19 protein-coding genes and 1 pseudogene are annotated in these 17,603 nt (G+C 33.6%); 3 read left to right on the top strand and 17 right to left on the bottom strand.

Annotation, left to right across the window (positions count from 1 at the left end):
- Positions 1-71 precede the first annotated feature (71 nt).
- Both BZARG_RS10945 and BZARG_RS10950 read left to right on the top strand, forming a co-directional pair.
- The gene (locus BZARG_RS10945) at positions 72-584 is read left to right on the top strand and encodes a hypothetical protein (protein WP_008638346.1); all 513 of its coding nucleotides are present in this window, start codon (positions 72-74) and stop codon (positions 582-584) included.
- 94 nt (positions 585-678) lie between these two features.
- Positions 679-2,778, top strand: a complete 2,100-nt coding sequence (locus BZARG_RS10950; RefSeq protein ID WP_008638334.1) for a M13 family metallopeptidase — start codon at positions 679-681, stop codon at positions 2,776-2,778.
- A gap of 319 nt (positions 2,779-3,097) precedes the next feature.
- Here BZARG_RS10950 and BZARG_RS10955 read toward each other — a convergent pair whose 3' ends face one another.
- Positions 3,098-3,802, bottom strand: coding sequence for a tetratricopeptide repeat protein (locus tag BZARG_RS10955; RefSeq protein WP_008638325.1), 705 nt, complete (start codon positions 3,800-3,802; stop codon positions 3,098-3,100).
- A gap of 68 nt (positions 3,803-3,870) precedes the next feature.
- Positions 3,871-6,171, bottom strand: coding sequence for a M28 family peptidase (locus tag BZARG_RS10960; RefSeq protein ID WP_008638363.1), 2,301 nt, complete (start codon positions 6,169-6,171; stop codon positions 3,871-3,873).
- A gap of 124 nt (positions 6,172-6,295) precedes the next feature.
- On the opposite strand from BZARG_RS10960, the gene BZARG_RS10965 reads away from it, so the two are divergent.
- The gene (locus BZARG_RS10965) at positions 6,296-6,766 is read left to right on the top strand and encodes a CBS domain-containing protein (protein WP_008638286.1); all 471 of its coding nucleotides are present in this window, start codon (positions 6,296-6,298) and stop codon (positions 6,764-6,766) included.
- Here BZARG_RS10965 and BZARG_RS10970 read toward each other — a convergent pair.
- The 15 genes and pseudogenes from BZARG_RS10970 to BZARG_RS16050 all read right to left on the bottom strand — a co-directional run.
- Positions 6,763-7,113: a hypothetical protein gene (locus tag BZARG_RS10970; protein ID WP_008638317.1), complete on the bottom strand. Its 351-nt coding sequence runs from the start codon at positions 7,111-7,113 to the stop codon at positions 6,763-6,765. The two genes, BZARG_RS10965 and BZARG_RS10970, sit on opposite strands and share 4 nt — an antisense overlap.
- A gap of 57 nt (positions 7,114-7,170) precedes the next feature.
- Entirely contained in the window at positions 7,171-7,776 is a 606-nt protein-coding gene (locus tag BZARG_RS10975) for a hypothetical protein (protein ID WP_008638288.1), read from the bottom strand.
- Between the two features lie 65 nt (positions 7,777-7,841).
- Complete coding sequence (locus BZARG_RS10980; protein WP_008638251.1) at positions 7,842-8,486, bottom strand: spermidine synthase; 645 nt, start codon at positions 8,484-8,486, stop codon at positions 7,842-7,844.
- A gap of 43 nt (positions 8,487-8,529) precedes the next feature.
- Complete coding sequence (locus BZARG_RS15315) at positions 8,530-9,105, bottom strand: 4'-phosphopantetheinyl transferase family protein (RefSeq protein ID WP_008638241.1); 576 nt, start codon at positions 9,103-9,105, stop codon at positions 8,530-8,532.
- Complete coding sequence (locus tag BZARG_RS10990) at positions 9,105-9,362, bottom strand: acyl carrier protein (protein WP_008638252.1); 258 nt, start codon at positions 9,360-9,362, stop codon at positions 9,105-9,107. The genes BZARG_RS15315 and BZARG_RS10990 overlap by 1 nt, the downstream gene beginning before the upstream one ends.
- On the bottom strand, positions 9,362-10,630 hold the full coding sequence (locus BZARG_RS10995; RefSeq protein WP_008638331.1) for a beta-ketoacyl-[acyl-carrier-protein] synthase family protein: 1,269 nt from the start codon (positions 10,628-10,630) through the stop codon (positions 9,362-9,364). The genes BZARG_RS10990 and BZARG_RS10995 overlap by 1 nt, the downstream gene beginning before the upstream one ends.
- A gap of 25 nt (positions 10,631-10,655) precedes the next feature.
- Positions 10,656-11,102, bottom strand: coding sequence for a 3-hydroxyacyl-ACP dehydratase FabZ family protein (locus tag BZARG_RS11000; protein WP_008638316.1), 447 nt, complete (start codon positions 11,100-11,102; stop codon positions 10,656-10,658).
- A 13-nt stretch (positions 11,103-11,115) separates the two neighbouring features.
- Positions 11,116-11,916 carry an enoyl-ACP reductase FabI gene (locus BZARG_RS11005; RefSeq protein ID WP_008638234.1) on the bottom strand — a complete coding sequence of 267 codons (801 nt, stop codon included), beginning with the start codon at positions 11,914-11,916 and terminating at the stop codon, positions 11,116-11,118.
- Positions 11,910-12,962 carry a type III polyketide synthase gene (locus tag BZARG_RS11010; protein WP_008638345.1) on the bottom strand — a complete coding sequence of 351 codons (1,053 nt, stop codon included), beginning with the start codon at positions 12,960-12,962 and terminating at the stop codon, positions 11,910-11,912. The genes BZARG_RS11005 and BZARG_RS11010 overlap by 7 nt, the downstream gene beginning before the upstream one ends.
- Positions 12,959-13,666, bottom strand: coding sequence for a methyltransferase domain-containing protein (locus tag BZARG_RS11015; protein ID WP_008638256.1), 708 nt, complete (start codon positions 13,664-13,666; stop codon positions 12,959-12,961). The genes BZARG_RS11010 and BZARG_RS11015 overlap by 4 nt, the downstream gene beginning before the upstream one ends.
- On the bottom strand, positions 13,666-14,793 hold the full coding sequence (locus BZARG_RS11020) for an NAD(P)/FAD-dependent oxidoreductase (RefSeq protein ID WP_008638308.1): 1,128 nt from the start codon (positions 14,791-14,793) through the stop codon (positions 13,666-13,668). Before BZARG_RS11020 ends, BZARG_RS11015 begins: the two co-directional genes overlap by 1 nt.
- Positions 14,794-14,859: 66 nt before the next feature.
- Entirely contained in the window at positions 14,860-15,858 is a 999-nt protein-coding gene (locus tag BZARG_RS11025) for a lipoate--protein ligase (RefSeq protein ID WP_008638355.1), read from the bottom strand.
- 71 nt (positions 15,859-15,929) lie between these two features.
- Positions 15,930-16,178: a hypothetical protein gene (locus BZARG_RS11030; protein ID WP_008638359.1), complete on the bottom strand. Its 249-nt coding sequence runs from the start codon at positions 16,176-16,178 to the stop codon at positions 15,930-15,932.
- A 695-nt stretch (positions 16,179-16,873) separates the two neighbouring features.
- Positions 16,874-17,311 carry a hypothetical protein gene (locus BZARG_RS11035; protein ID WP_008638342.1) on the bottom strand — a complete coding sequence of 146 codons (438 nt, stop codon included), beginning with the start codon at positions 17,309-17,311 and terminating at the stop codon, positions 16,874-16,876.
- Positions 17,268-17,603, bottom strand: a pseudogene (locus BZARG_RS16050) (hypothetical protein); the annotation flags it as partial. The pseudogene BZARG_RS16050 and the gene BZARG_RS11035, both read right to left, overlap by 44 nt.

The raw sequence follows: 17,603 nt of genomic DNA on the forward strand, positions 1-17,603 counted from the left end.
AAGTATTATTACAATTGGTAGCTAAAAGCCACGAATACAATATATTTGTAGTTCCAGTAAAAAGGATATATATGAAAAACCTCTATTTTATAGTAGCTTTATGCCTCTTATCTTGCAAAGATGCCGATCCAGAAACCAATTTAGAGCTTACAGATAATGCTATCAGCGAATTGATAACCAAAGAAGACGTTAAGGCTTTAAAGTACTCGGATTTTATGGTGGATGCTAAAGTTGAAAAAATTATTGGCAATTGGGCAAAATATGGTGAATTAAATATAATTATACAGGATTTAAAAACTGGTAACTTATCATTTTTTAAATCGAACACAGAAATTGTGGCGACCTTAAATAAAGAGCTTAAAGCTACTGTTCCAGAAGCTATAAATTCCTCGTTGATAGTGGCTAGAGTAATAGCTGTGGAAACTAAAATCTATAAATTAGAAAGTGCAGTAAATTTGTCTAATCCAACTAAAGAGAGTATTTTAGAGCCATTAAAGGAATTGTTAGTAGCGTTCTCAAATTTAAACCTTCAAATGAATAAGCAATTGGAAAAGGAATCACAGCAGATTCAGAAGCCGCAATAATGCTTATTTTACTAATATTATGTTAATATCTGGTTATTTGGATTAACAAAAATCATTTATCAGTAAATTGTACCCTTAATTAAACACTAAATTTATGAATTCAAACTTTAAAAAAGCAACCTTGTTTAGCGCTGCAGCCTTTATGGGCTTAATGGCGTGTAAAAATGATGCTAAAGAAGAAGCTGTCGTCTTGGAAGATGAAGCCGTTCCAGGCATTAATTTGGCCTACATGAACACCGATGTAAAACCAAATGATGATTTCTTTAACTATGTAAATGGTACGTGGTTAACAACAACTGAAATTCCTGATGATCAGGCGGTATGGGGAAGTTTCAATGAGCTTCGTAAAAAAACCGATGAAGATGCATTAAGCATTTTGGATGCTGCTATGTCAGATAATAAAGACATGGAGAAAATTCAAGTTGCGCCAGGTTCAGATCAAGAAAAAGCAGTTTTCTTGTATCAAACTATCATGGACACTGAAGGTCGTAACAAGCTGGGAATCGAACCAATCAAACCGTATTTAGCTAAAATTGCTGCTATTGAAAATATAGACGATTTACAAGCTTATATGATAGAAATGGAGCCAATTGGCGGTGGTGGATTATACGGTTTTGGCGTAAGTTCTGATCCTAAAGATAGTAACAGAAATGTAGGCTATTTAGGTGGAGGAAGTACAGGTTTACCAGACCGTGATTATTATGTTAAGGACGATGCAGACTCTAAAGAAAAGCGTGAAAAGTATGTAGCACACATTACTAAAATGTTACAGTTTTTAGGTGAAACAGAAGCTGATGCAAATGCTGAAGCAAAACAAATTTTAGCCTTTGAAACGCGTTTAGCGGAAGCTAAAATGGATAAAGTAGACAGACGTGATGCTAGAAAACGTTATAACCCAAGATCTATTGAGCAGGTTCAAAAAATGGTGCCAGCCGTTAATTGGAAGGACTTTTTAAGCGGTATTGGTGTTAAAGAAATTGACACAGTTATTGTTGGCGATTTAAATTACTTTAATCGTTTGCAAGAAGTTTTAGCTAAGAATGATGTAGACGATTGGAAAGCGTACTTACGCTGGAACGCATTTAACGGTTCTGCCGGGAAATTAAGTACAGAATTGGAAGATGCAAGTTGGGAGTTTTATGGCCGTGAGTTAAATGGAGCTAAAACACAGCGCCCACGTAATGAACGTGCTTTAGGAACTTTAAATGGAACTGTTGGTGAAGCGTTAGGAAAACTATACGTGGACAAAATGTTTCCACCAGAAGCTAAAGTGAAAGCTGAAAAAATGATTCAGAATGTTATTTTGGCATTTGAACAACGTATTTCTAACTTGGAATGGATGAGTCCAGAAACCAAAGAAAAAGCGATTGAGAAATTAAAGTCAACAACTATTAAAATTGCATACCCAGATAAGTGGAAAGACTATTCAGCTTTGGAAATCAAAGGTGTTGAAAATGGTGGTTCTTACTTACAGAACTCTTTAAATGCAAGAGCATGGAACTTTAATAAGGATCTTGATAAATTAGGAAAACCTGTTGATAAGAGTGAATGGTACATGGCACCACAAGTTGTGAATGCTTACTTTAATCCATCATTCAACGAAATTGTATTTCCAGCCGCTATTTTACAACCTCCTTTTTATAACTATCAAGCTGATGATGCTGTAAATTACGGTGGAATTGGTGCTGTTATTGGACATGAAATTTCTCATAGTTTTGATGATTCAGGATCACGTTATGACAAAGATGGTAACTTAAATAACTGGTGGACAGATGCTGATTTAGAGCAGTTTGAGTCTCTAGGAAATCAATTAGCTGATCAGTACAGTGCTATTGAAGTATTGCCAGAAATTCATATTAATGGGAAATTTACTTTAGGTGAAAATATCGGTGATTTAGGTGGTGTTTTAGCTGCTTATGACGCTTTACAATTAAGCTTTAAAGATGATGGTAGACCAGAAGATATTGACGGTTTTACAGCAGAACAAAGATTCTTTATGAGTTGGGCAACTGTTTGGAGAACTAAAATGCGTGATGATGCTTTAAAAACACGTATTAAAACAGATCCACATTCTCCAGGAATGAATCGTGCAGTACAGCCTTTATTAAATATTGATGCTTTTTACGAAGCCTTCAATATTAAAGCAGGTGATAGCATGTATATTGCTCCGGAAGATCGTGTGAGAATCTGGTAAGATTAAAACTATTAAATATTAGTACATATTTAAAAGCAGCTACATTTTGTAGCTGCTTTTTCTTTGGGTAAAAATAGGGTGTCAAAAAGAAAGTGTAAACACTGTATGCTAAATGATAAGTATCATAATGTAGCTCGGGCAGCCGTAAGCCATATGTTTTACAGCACCATTCTAATTTTAGCTAAACATGTGTGAAAACTGATAAGGCCGCTTCATGAGCTTTCAGAGATAGGTCTTGTTATTAAGTTTAAACCAAAAAAAACATCAACCTCACAAAGTGAAATTGATGTTTTAAAATATCGTAGATATCTAAAGTAACTTATTCCTTAACTTTAGATTCGCTCTTCTGATTTATTAAAGCTTGCTTACTAATATCCGCTAATCTAAAATTAGGCGACATCTTTATCGCGTCATCTAAAAGCGCCAATGCCGCATCAAAATTGGTTTCTTTATTTTCGTTGTACTTGGTCAATGCTTTCAAGTATAAAAATGCTGCTTTTAATTTTACTTGATAAGGCTGCTGACTTTCGTAAAACGATTTCCCCATGGTATCTTTAGAATTTGTTAATCCGTATTCAATATAGGTATTGGATTTTTCTAAATTATTAGTCTGCAAATACAGTTCAGCCAACTCATAAGCTATAGATGGATCTGGCGTACGTTTAAATAATTCTTCAAAATGTATGAGAGCTCGGTGTGGCTCATTTAAGCCTTTTAAAGACACGGCTTTAACTTCTACAGCTATATCCGAATCTGTTTGGTTGGCATCGATGCCAATAGTGTTTAAAGCTTGAACATGATTGCTTTCACTCATATAAACCATTGCTAATGTATCCTTGAGCGCCTTAGATTCGGTAGGTGATAAAATAACCAAATGTGTTAATCCATTAACAATACCTTGGGTATCACCTTGAAGTTTCATTTGATTATAGTACGCACGATAATGCTCTAATAAGACCTGGTCAGATTGTGCTTGTGCCTGAAATCCTAAAACACAGAGCACAATAATAAGTAGTTTTTTCATTTAGTTGATTGTTTTATCGGTTTCAAAACTATAAAAAATAGTGAACTATTGTCTTAAAACATTCCTAATTATTTAATAACGAAGGTTTTTTTAGTAATTATAGCATCATTCAAGACAAAAGGCTTCGGCATCATTTTGTTGTTTCTTTTAGGAATTGAAAAGTGCTCGTTTCTTAATAAATCATAAGTCGCTTCGTGAAACTGTAATATTATTTTTTGATTCTTCGGAAGCGTTAACCGCAGCTCCAATGGATCGTTATTCGATATAAAATAAGTGAAAAGTCGATTGCCTAGTTTTGGTTGAAATACCTGTTCAGTTAATGCCGCTCTTTTTGATAAATTATCATCTATAATGTTATACGAAAACGAGTTTTGACTATCCGTGAAAACCTCAATACGTTTGGCTTGTCGATTAGATTTATAACGAATAACCATTTCGCGAGAACCACCAATAATAGTATCTGAAATAATACTTATGTCTGGTTTTGCTAATGCTTTTACAGGTGCTTCTTTGGTAAAGGTAAAGCCAGATTGGTATTTGCTATTAAATGTATTTTGATTTAAAATAGTACCATCATCAGGCTTATTACCAAAATAGGGTTTTGTATAACTATCAAAATGGTGATCATAAGTTGCCCAAACGGCAGAATTAGAATCTGTATCTAAAATGTAATTTAAACTGTTTGGCCTTGGTCTGTCTTCTGAAAAATTAGATTTTGTATGTGCCACAATTAAAAAGATTATGGTAAAGCCTAAAAACAGACGGGTCAGCAATTTTTTATGTTTGAAAAAGCCAAAAACAGGAATCAATAAACCGAAGATTAAAACCACTAAAATACAACTCACAAAAAGAATTTTAAGCCCTAATCCAACGGGGAACATTTTTATAAACGGCGCCATAATGGTAATGACGGGGAAACTTAAAAGCGCTAATAAAATTAGGTTTGGTTTTTTCTGATTAATTAATAAAAACAGACTTAGTAATCCAAAGAAAACAGGAATTATAAAAAAGCTAGCACCAGGAAGATAAAACGCTACAAGCGTACAAATAAGCAGCCAGAAAAACAGAGGTGCCACTAATAAACTCGCTATATTATTGGATTTATGAAGTTTTTGATAAATCCAGAAACATAAGGTTAAAGACAAGGAGGCAAAGGCCAAAATATACAAATGGCCATTATAAGTGAAGCCATGCAGTATTTCTTGGTATTGCGGGTACAGTTGTTTTAAAAGTAGCCATAAACCAAAGCCTAATCCACCGGCAGAAAGAAGTGTTACAAAAAAGGCTGCAAAACCACGGCCTATTTCCGAAAAGAAAAAAGCTTCGCGCTTTACACCATAAATTAGTAAGCCAATAAAACCTAAAAATGCCAAAATAAGCATCGGAAAAATCCAAGCAAATGGATAAATTACAGTTTTAAAAAGTGGGACATTAAAATAAATATAGTCTTCCGTACTTTTTATAGAAGATAAATCGGCATTCGAGAAATAATGGAGTAGCGGCATCAAATAACTACCTTGATGTTCCAAAGTATTTCTATCTAATCTATCATACGTATCTAAAGCGGTGTGGTAATCAAAATGGTCGTCTATAAAAGCAAAATTAAAGCCATCAATATTACCATCTTCACGAAAACGGGTTAAATCGGTGTCGTTGGGCAGCATTTTATAAATGCTATAAGCAAGCGAATTGGCAACCGGGAACTCTGGGTTTGCGGCAACAAAATGTTTCATCAATTCGGCGTTGCCTTGGTTGGTTTCAATAAGCATATAACTTGGTCCGCCAGAACCGCGCGCTTCAAAATTTAAAACCAAACCAACTTCTTTGGTCCAACGATGTTTATTTACAAAAATATCGGCACCATTTAAGCCTAATTCCTCACTGTCTGTAATAACTATGATAATATCGTTTTTTGGGGCTTTATTGGCGCTTAAAAAAGCGCGAAAACCTTCTAAAATAGTCACGACACCTGAACCGGCATCACTAGCACCAAAAGATGAGTGTGGATGACTGTCATAATGCGTTAATAACAATAAAGCTTTCCCGCTTTCTGTGCCTTTATAGCGCGCAATAATATTTTTAGGTTTGGATAAATTTCCCCACTGACTCATGGAAAAATCTTCTTGCACCTCGGTTTCTAATCCTAAAGCTTCTAATTCTTTAATAATATAGTTTCGCACAACTTCATGTTCGGCGCTACCAACGTAATGTGGTGCTTTAGAAATCTCTTTTAAATGCACCAATGCCCGTTCTGTAGAAAATGTATTTTCCGGTGCATCTATTTTCGTGATTTGACTAGGCAATAAAGCCCAAAAACTCCAATATACAGCAGCAATAATTAGTAAGAAAGCGATGGTTTTTTTAAACATGGGAAGGAATAGTTAGATTGAAAATATAAATGTACATAAATTACTAGCAATCTTAAACTTGTGTCGAGCTTTTAGGAAAAGTGGTCAAAATTATTTATATTCAAGGTTCTAAACATCTAAAAACATGGCAATTAAAAGTTTTCAAGGCGCGCGAAAGCAGCAAAATAATACCAATGATAATGAACAATTGAAAGTTAGCGATTATATGACGCGTGATTTAATTACGTTTAAGCCAGAGCATACTGTTGATGAGGTTATCCATGCGTTAATAGCAAATAAAATATCGGGTGGTCCGGTGGTGAATGCAAAAAATGAATTAGTAGGTATTATTTCCGAGGGCGATTGCTTAAAACAAATAACCGAAAGTCATTACTATAATATGCCTGTAGAACAAGATGTTGTGGGAAACCGCATGGTAAAAAATGTAGAGACTATAGATGGTGATATGGATGTTTTTGAAGCCGCAAAGAAATTTCTGAACTCTAAAATTAGACGTTTCCCAATAGTGGAAGAAGGTAAATTAGTTGGTCAGATTAGTCAAAAAGATATTTTAAAAGCTGCTATGCAACTTAAAGGGCATAACTGGAAGTATTAACTTTCCCGTTTTACCAAAGCGTAATAATCCCCTTCCAATGGTAGATAGCCTTGGTCGTACACAAAATAATATACAGTTCCAGCTTTTGTAGTATAAATGCTTGTAAAGTAGTTGAAATCGAAACCTTTTTCAATCAATTTAGCGCGCGATGATTTCGTTTTTTGCTCCGGATTGAGTTCTTCCAATATTCGGTAGTTTTTTCGTAAGCGATTATTGGTATTTCTTATTAGGTTTTTACTATCGGTATTAATGCGATTATTATAGGAATTCCTGCAGGCATCACTACAGAATTTTTTATCAATTCTTCCAACAATTTTATCGCCACATTCTGGACATTGTTTTTGCATACTGTTATTAAGTTCTTTAAGTTTTAAATTTAAAGTCCATTTGATGTAAAATAGGTATTAGTTTTTTATTTTTCCTATACTACTTGCACAAATAGCTTCTATAGCATCCACTGCATTTTGAATATCTATTTCCACTTTATCTTCATTTTTATTAAGAATGGATGCATATATAATTTGATTATTATCTTCTAGGATTTTTAATTTAAATTCTTTGTCATCTCCATATTCACCTAGATTTAGGAATGCAATTTGTTCAGCAGCAAAGAATATAGAGTTTACTGTTTTTGAAAATTGATTAAAATGCTCTTCATATTCTTTGCCAAACAATGCCATGAATCTATATTTGAGAGAATGAAGTTTGATTAAAGCAGCGCTGTTATTTTTAAATCTTTCTCTTACAGAATAAGCTTGATTATATATTCTTGTCTGTTCTGGTGTCTCATTATCTTGTGCTTTTCTGGAATTACCCTCGTTTTGCAAACCTATAGGACTTCTTATAGATCGAATGTCTTGCTGCGACTCATATAAACTGGCTAAAATTTCTTCTGCGAGTTCGTATTTTCTTTTCCACTTGGTCTCTCTTCTCCAGCTATTTATTCCCCATATTGCAACTCCACATGTGGCAAGTACACCTATAGTATTAAGAATATCAAGGATTATCATTAATTAACTTTTTTAGTTACTAGGTATATTTTTTATAAATATATAAATTAAATCTAAACTATTTATTAAATAGATTTGCCAATCACAACCGTATTCGTTTGATTTACTTTGTTATAAACATCTACCTCATAGATGTTTGATTTTAAATAACTGATAATAGTTTCAAGTTTTTTAGACAAATCTTTTTCTAAAGACCCATTAAATAGAATAGCACCACTAGCAGATTTGCGCTTTAATATGTTTTCCCAAAACGGCATCTCTAAAAATGGTGCAGGGACACTTAAATCTATAAACAAATCGATGATAATAAGGTCGAAGGTTTCAGAAGTGTTGGCAACATATTGAAGTGCATCATCACAAATGATGTTTAAATTTTCGGAAGATTCTATTTGAAATTCCTCTTTAGCAATGGTAATAATCTGCGGATCTATCTCTACCGCAGTAATGCGGTTTTTATACTTAAAATCGTTGCGAAGGGTTTGTATGACGCTGCCACCACCGAGACCTAAAACAAGAATAGAGTTGACATTTTTAAGGTTTAATTTTTCCAATCCAAATTTTAAAATTCGTTGTAATGAACCATAGGAATAATTGGCATTTTTGGAATTCAAATGCTTTTTTCCGTTGAACCATGTAATTTCTAACGTTCCGTTGATTTCCGATTTCACTTTTTTTGTAAGAGGATATAGATAACTTAAAAGTTTTGCCATATTGATAACGTTAGTTGTTTTTGTTATTTAAAAATTAGTAACTTCAGAAATTTAAAATAGAATAACTCCCATAAATACCATGATGTGTTAATGAAAATGATACAACTAAATCTTTACCTTTATAAAGCAATTTAGGTACGCCAACTTCTGTTTTTTTAATTGCTAAATAAGCCAAATTCAAATTATAATGGGTTGAAAAGTCTGTAATCAATTTTTGTTTTAAAAAAGCACTTTGTTCTTTTATATCTATTTCAGGTACGTTACATATGAAGCTTTTAGAATCAGCATCATCCATTTTGGCAGTACTTAAAATATAATCATCAGTGCTGATTGTTTCGGTTTTTAAATTCAGAAATCCAATAGAAACCTGATCAAACCCATCTTCAAACCGACATTCAATCCTCTTCGGATTATAAAACCGTTTCCCACCAGCTTGAATAAAAACTTTATAAGCACTTTCTTTCATGCTCCATAATTTCCAAACGGTTTTAAAAGGATCAATAGCTTCAGATATCATTTTTCGCTCCTTTTCCGTGAAGATTTTATCTAAAAAACCACGTCTTTCCCAATTCGTGGATCGCTTGGTTTCCTTCAAATCTATGATATCGTTTCCAATCATTATTTTTCGGAAACTTTTTGGTTTATAATTTCTAAAGCGGCTTTTACATTCAGCATTTTATCCATAGAATCATTGTCAAAAATAATGTCATATTTATCTTCAATGTCTAAAATAACATCCACCAAATTCGCAGAATTTATCTTTAAATCATTGATGAAATCTGTGCCTTCATGCATCTCTTCAAAACCTTTTTCGTCCTGAATATAAGGTTTCACGATCAATTTTAATTCTTCAATCATTTTATCTTTCTCGCTCATTATTTTCTGAATTTTTTAAATATTAAACAGCCATTTACATCCCCAAATCCGAAACTGGCCTTGGCGACTATATTAATTTCTTTTTCAATTAATTTTTGAGGTATTTTTTCTTTGGAAATTAATGCCGTAATCTCTTCATTTAAATCCTCGCAATTAATATTTGGGAAAATGAAATTATGATGAATTTGTAAAACGCTTGCCACACTTTCAATAGCGCCAGAGGCCGATAAACAATGTCCGACCATAGACTTTAAGGAATTAATATACGGAAAATCTGTGCCTTTTAAATTTAATGCTTCACTCCAGTTTTCAATTTCCGTAAAATCTTTTATGGTTGCAGTTAAATGGCCATTTATAGCATCGATTTCTGAAGGGTTTATGTTGGAGTTTTTAACAGCTTTTTTAATACAACGTTGTACTGCTTTTGAGTTTGGAGCTGTCATAGAACCGCCATCTCTTTGGCCGCCAGAATTAACATCTCCACCTAAAATTTCGGCATAAATGGTGGCGTTGCGCTCCAAGGCGCTTTCCAAAGATTCAAGGACCATAGCACCAGCACCACTTCCAGGCACAAAGCCAGAAGCTGTTGCACTCATAGGTCTCGAACCTGATTCTGGATTGTCATTATGTTTGTAGTTTAGCACACGCATGGCATCAAATCCTCCCCAAATATAAGGGCCTTCATCACTGGTGCCGCCAACTATCATGCGTTTGGCTAGACCAGCTTTTATCCGATCAAATCCCATTAAAATGGCTTCTGTTCCTGTAGTGCAGGCCGAAGAATTTGTGGTAACCTGATTGCCTAATCCTAAAATACCGCCTAAATAGGCGCTAACACCACTGGTCATGGTTTGTGCAACAACGGTGCTTCCTAAACGCCTGACTTGTTTATCGTCTAATTTATAGATAGCTTCTCTAAATTTTTCAATTCCAGAAGTTCCCGCTCCAAAAATAATTCCACTGTCATAATCCGTGGTGTCAGAAATGGAGAAACCCGCATCTTTCCAGGCATCCATTCCTGCCATGCAGCCATATAAAATACCTGAACTATTAAAATCGCGTAGCTGTAGTTCTGTTAAATACTGGCGCTTTAATGCTTCTGAAATTTTTGGTTTTCCACCAATGCAACATGAAAACCCCAATTCTTTTAAATCCGGATAGAATTCAATTCCGGAAGTGCCACTTTTTATAGCTTTCTCAAAATCGGTAAGTCCAACTCCGTTTGGAGAAACGACACCAAGACCAGTTATAACGACTCTATTTTTCATGTTGTTTTATTAATTTGGAATAGAATTAATTCGTTTTTCCTGCTATCATTCCGGCTATTTTACCGCGACAAACTAATTCCTCTTTTGCATTAAACATTTCTACGTTACATTTTAATTTATTGAACCTAAAATAGTCCTTTTCACTTTTTACAAGCACTTTTTCATTGGAAAAAACAGGTTTAAAAAAATCTATTTCTGTTGAGGTTAATGCAATCTGAATGCCATCAATGGATTCTCCAGCTTCATTCATAAGATAAATTCCGAATGAAACCAAACCAATTTGCGCCATGGTTTCGGTTAAAATCACACCCGGAGTAACCGGATTATTTTTGAAATGTCCTTTGTAAAAATCATGATTCTCATGAAACGTATAGGTTCCTGAAATGCCATTTTCAGTGACTTCTATAAGGTCATCAACAAAAAGAAATGGCTTTTCGTACGGAAGTTTGGCTATAATTTCTTTAAGATTCATCATTGTAATAGTATTAACTTAAATGTTCCCCACCGTTTACCTGAAGCGTGGTACCGTTAATCCATTTAGACTCTTCCTTGGTTAATAAATAAACCACATTCGCCACATCTTCAGGTGTGGTGAGTCTTTTAAATGGATTGCGTTTTATGCTGTGTTCTGCTAGCTTTTCACTGCCAGGAATCATTCTGAAAGACGCCGTATTTGTCAAGCCAGCTTCAATACAATTGGCTCTAATTCCATATTGGGCAAATTCCAAGGCTATATTTCGTGAAATAGCTTCTAAAGCCACTTTAGCAGTTGAAACGGCTGCGTAATTTTTCCATGCTTTTTTATTGCCTTCGCTGGTGAAACTGATGATTCTAGCATCGTGTGCAAATAATTTTTTACTAAAAACATGCTTTGTCCAATCGTATAAACTAAAAGCCATATTCTCTAGTGTAATATGAAAATCATCATTTTGAAGTTCTCTATTTCCATCAGAAACCATAGGTTTTAAATTCCCTTTGGCAATGCTGTGAACCAAGCATTTTACCTTTCCAGAATCACCTAGTTTTTCTGCTAAATCGGTAAGAATTACTTCTCTATTTTCTGGTTTTACCACATCTTTATTGAAGTGAATTAATTTTACGTTGCTTGTAGAAACGATAGCTTCAAATTCAGCTTCAATAGCTTCTACATCATTCCTTAAAGCACGATAAATCAAACATAAATTCAACCCTTCTTTGGCTAGCTTTTTAGCTGTTGCTAAACCCATGCCACTGGAAGCGCCCAATATGATGGCCCATTCGTTTTTATTTTCAAATTCTCTTACCATTTTAATAATAATCTTTGAGCGGTGAATCCTGGTCCGAAACTTAACATTAATCCAATATCACCTTTTTGAGGATTTTGTTCCATAAACCGCTCAAGAACGTAAAGTACGGTTGCGCTAGACATGTTTCCGTAGTCTTTTAGCACTGCTTTTGTGTGATCAATATTTTTGCCTAAAGCACCGAATAGTTCTTCAATGGTTTGAACAATTTTCTTTCCGCCAGGATGAAAAATAAGGTGATCAACATCATTAATATTTAATCCATTTCTCTCTAAAAATGGATGAACAATCAAGGGAAAGTGTTCTGCAATTTTTTCAGGAACTTCTTTGTCTAAAACCATTTGAAGTCCAGTATTTTTTAGTTCGAATCCCATCATATGTTCCGAATTATAAAAGTGATACATGGCATCATCTATTATTTCTGGCCCTTCTTCATTTTCGTATGAAGATAAAATAGTACAGGCGCATCCATCACCAAAAATGGCGGCACTCACAATGTTGGTCATTGAATAATCTTCAATTTGAAAGGTGGAAGTAGGCGATTCTACAGCAATTACAGCAGCACGCTTATTTGGATTAGCTTTCAGGAAATTATTGGCATAAATCATCCCGGAAATTCCAGCCACGCAACCCATTTCTGTCACGGGAAGCCGTACAATGTCCTGCTTCATATTCAATTTATTAATCAGATATGCATCCACAGATGGAATCATAATTCCTGTACAACTTACCGTAATGATATAATCAATATCAATAGGTTCTAGTTGGGCTTTGTCTAGTGCTTTGGTTAAGGCACCTTCTGCTAATTTTATGGTTTCACGTTTGTAAATATCATTTTTTTCCTCAAAAGAGGTTTTTAAAAACACCGCTTCCGCATCCATGATTGAATAGCGCCTATCAACTCCAGCGTTTTCAAAGAGTTTAATTACTTTGCGCTGATAACGTTCGTCTTGACCGTTTAACCAAACGTTCAGGAATGGAATTATCTCTTCAGTTGTTCGTGTATAAGGTGGTAACTGGGTGGCTACAGATGTTATTTTTACGCTCATAATTTTTTTATTATCCATTGGTATCTAAATGCCCAATGCCACGTTATGGTGCTTTTGAATGCTATTTCCTTTGAATACCTTTCAAAATCTCTCCTTTTAAATGCTCTTAAAATAGACACCAATCCGTCACTTTTTGTCATGTCGTTTTTGATGCCTAATGTGACTATTTTGAAAAGATAATATGCCAATCTGTGCCGATGTAAATCATTAACTAAAACACCTATTTTGGCGTTTTTTAGTAAGGTTTGAATGACGTTCATAGCAACATTATCGTCAAAATGATGCAAAAACAAGGTACACATAGCAATTTCATAGGTATGTGTTTTGAAATCTTCAGATAAAACATCTTCTTTTTTATAGCTTATTTCGGGAAAATCTGCTGATAATTTATTGGCATAATCTACGGTTGCTTGATTGGCATCGATACCTAATAATTTGAATTTGTAACCGTTTTTAATGCCATATTTAGCAACCTTCCGCAGCATGTCTCCACTTCCACACCCTAAATCTATAATACGAATTGTTTTTTCTTTGGATTGGCCTTCTAAAAGCTTTTTTAATCCATCAAGCGTTACTTGGGTACCACCCAATAATTTATTTATGGTTGCTAATTGGTCTAGAGCATCAATTAATATGTCGCCAGTCATCTCTAGATCATCCATAATTTCAATGGTGTGGCTTCTATGTTTTGTGTCTACAAGCATTATAATTCTGGTTTCATAGGTTTTCCGTGTGTACTTTTTATAACGTGTGGCAAAATAAACGGGAAGGCCTTTAAAAATACCATAATTAATTCAGAAAATAAGCCGAGTCGGAATAACCTTGCTATAATATGTCCAGATTTTAATCTACTACTAAATTCCTGATTCCAAATTTGGGTGTATTGTTTTTCTAATTCGGCTCGCGATTCTATTTCTTTAGATTTGAATTTCAGAACTTTCATAGAAGCCATTTGCGCAGCTCGAATGGCCATACTCATGCCATTTCCAGCTAATGGATGAATCATTCCAGCACTGTCACCGCACATTAAAACATGATTTTCTACGGGTTGTTTTGATGAGAATGATACTTGACTAATAGTTAAAGGATTCTCAAATGTCATCTCAAAACTCTCAAATATTTCTTTTAAATGGCTGTTTTTTGAAAGCACATTTTTTTGAAAATCTTCAATGTTTTTATGCTTTTTAAACGCTTTATAATCGGTAAGATAGCAAACGTTTACGAGATTAGTTTCTACTTTAGAAATCCCACAATAGCCACCGTCAAAATTATGGAGAGCAACAGCATCATCGGGAAAATCACCTTTATAATGAGCTTTTATGCCTAAAAAGGGTGTTGGTTTTTGAATGAATTCGCGATTCATTTGAATATCCAAATTCGACCGTTTACCAAAAGATCCAATGACTATTTCTGACGAGAATTGCTTATCTTCATGAGTAAAAACAGTAAACTGATTGTTTTCAAATTGAATATCAATAACCTTTTCTTGTAATATTTCAGCACCATTTTGTATGGCGAGTTTGGCTAGTTCCCAGTCCATGCAATAGCGACTAATTCCAAATCCGCCAAAGGGTAATTTGGTGCTTATGGATTTGCTTTTAGCCGTACTTAATGTGAAGTAATCAATTTTTTTCGCACCAAAATCAAAGGGGTTAAAACCCAAAGCGTCTAAATAGGGTAGAACTTCGTTAGAAATATATTCACCACAAACTTTATGTTTCGGATAGTCATTTTTCTCTATTAAAAGAACCGAAAGGCCTTTTTTAGAAAGGTGTATAGCACTTGTCAATCCGGCTAGTCCACCGCCAACTATAATTACATCGTAAGTCATTATGAGTTGTTTGTTTTTGTGCTTTTTAAAATATTATGTTATGACGGTTAATAGAATTTTTTGCAGTTAATCATTCCCATAAATAAGATTTAAAAAATCTGATTTTTCTAAAGTTCCAAAAAAGTCTTCAATAGCTGTATTTTCTAAACTTTTAATGATTTCGTCCTTATCATAAGGTACGCCTATTAACAAGTTTTCAAGTTCTGCAATGGACTTTCTTCCAAAGAAATCGCCAAAAACTTTAAATTCTGAAATATGTCCTTTTTCAACAAAAATACGTAGATCAATTTCTCCTATTGGAAACAGCTTATTGCGTTGGATATTAAATTTGGGCGACCTTCCAAAATTCCAATCCCATAAATCGTATTTCTCTGCTTTCAATTTATGTACAGCTTGCCATTCAGCTTCCGTTAATTTATAAGTTTCAAAAGGTTCGCTAGCTTCATATAAACCGACTAATAATTGATTTTTGAAAGCCTCCATGGTAATTGGTGTTTTAAGAAATTCACTAATATTTGCCACACGACTTCTAACGGATTTATGTCCTTTAGATTGGATTTTACTCATCTTTACTTGAAGTGCTTTGACCACTTCACCCATATCTGTATCGAATAAAAGCGTACCATGACTAATCATGCGTTTTCCAGTAGAAAATTGTGCGGTTCCAGAAATCTTCTTGTCGTTTACTTCAATATCATTACGGCCTTTTAATTCTGCGGAAATACCCATGTCGTTCAATACACGAATTACTGGTGCTGTAAATTTTTTAAAGTTGCTAATACTTTTGCCATCGTGATTGGTAATAAAACTAAAGTTTAAGTTACCTAAATCATGATAAACGGCGCCACCACCAGAAATACGACGTACTACATGAATATTGTTTTCATCTATATATTCTTGGTTAATTTCTTCCAAGGTATTTTGGTTTCTTCCAATGATTATAGAGGGTTCGTTAATGTAAAACAGGAGGTAATCGGTAGAAGCGTCAAAATTTCTTAAGGCATATTCTTCTAAAGCGAGGTTTAATTTAGGATCGGTATGCCCTTCGTTATCTATAAAAATCATATGGTTTATCTTGTTTGGTGTTATACAAAGATAACGAATGTGGAATGGCTGTTATTAGGTTTTTTTTGGAATTAATTGGAAGTGGTTTTTTCTAGAAATTGCCCGTATTTTTGAGATTTGCCATAGTCTTCTGAAAATTTCTCATTTTCAAAAATTAGTTTTCCACCAGCCATAACTATTGAAACCACGCCTTCATTTCTGTTAACTAATCTGTTAAAGTTGCCAAACTCTTCTATAGGTTCAATTTGAACATTTTCGGTTATGTTTATAAACTTTTCAGGATCTAATAGTACCAGATCAGCTGTTTTTCCTTTAGCCAAATATCCACGATCAATTTCAAATCCATTTATCTCGTAGTCAAATCTTTCTGTTTTGTAATTAATTATTTTTAGTTGCCAAATCCAAAAAGTTTGGCTAAATAAATATGCCCAAGCCTTTAAGTATAGCTTTTTATAGCGATTGTTGGCAAAATTATTTTTGTCAGAAGCTTAATGGAACCGCACAAAAGTATCACGAGTACTGGGTATATTGTAGGTTGAAAATTTACATGAGTAAAAGATGCAATTAAGTGTCCTACTGATATTATCATTAACACAAACTTGAATCTTTTGTAATTAATAGTATGTTCTCAAGTAATGTTGGCTTTCGTAATAAAATTGGGATGTGTATATTTTCAGGATTATTGAAATCTATTGATATTGAGCTTATAATTAAAAGAATGGCAGATAATATCAGGAAAACGAATATAGATGAGCCTTTCCATTGTTTTTGAGTTACTTTTTTTAGTGGTTTTTTGCTTAAACTTTTTGATCTTATGTAATTAAGTAAAATCTCTCCATCAGATTTTTTACGCCTTCTCCAAATCCGTATTATGAAATCAGAACTATTCTCATCATCTCAATTTTCTTAAATGTGTCGCAATTTATCTGTATATAGTAGGTGTTAGAACAAAAAGCTATAATATTTTGGTTTGAACTTATTCTGCTTTTTTATATATGTGCTTATATTTTGTATTTTATTCAAATTTTAAAAGATGTACTTTCCTTAAAATAAATTTATCACATTTTTTAGCCTCAATAAAAATAAATTTCATTTGAGCTGTGTTTAAATGGTTGATACAATCTATAAATTGTCTTCTATCTTTAATAGGTTTAAGAGTGTTTAAATAAGATTTAGAAATTATAGTATCATTTTTTCTGTTAAAAGAAAATGAGTTACTACTAAAAGCATCATATTCAATATCATCTCCTTTTAAAGTGGAAGATCTTTTGACCACAGTTACAATTCTTTTCTCATCTGTTATTCTATAACCTTCATATTCATTTACTTTAGTCGCAACCTGTTTTTTTATTAATGTATCTTTTTTGTTAATTAACAGATAAATAGTATTCGTTGATTGTGAATATGAGCTAGCTACCAAAAAACAGATTAATATTAATAAATAATTTTTCATTATTGACTAGTTTTATTTTCATTACTCTTTTCATTTGTAATAATATTCTTAATTCTATTTTTTTTTCGTCTTTGGTTTCCACTTTTACTTTAGTGTTTATTAAGTCTTTACCATCATGCTTTTTAATACATTCATTCACCGTTGTATGTGCAATGGAATAGAGTTTACATAATTCGCTCTTTGTGTGCTTGCATGTTGTAAGTTCGGCTAAAGTCTTTAATATAAAAGGTTTACTGCAACGTTTAATTACTTTTTCATTTCTGTGCATAATGTTTAAAATTATGTTGCCATT

It is taken from the genome of Bizionia argentinensis JUB59 (assembly GCF_000224335.1).
GTDB lineage: Bacteria > Bacteroidota > Bacteroidia > Flavobacteriales > Flavobacteriaceae > Algorimicrobium > Algorimicrobium argentinense.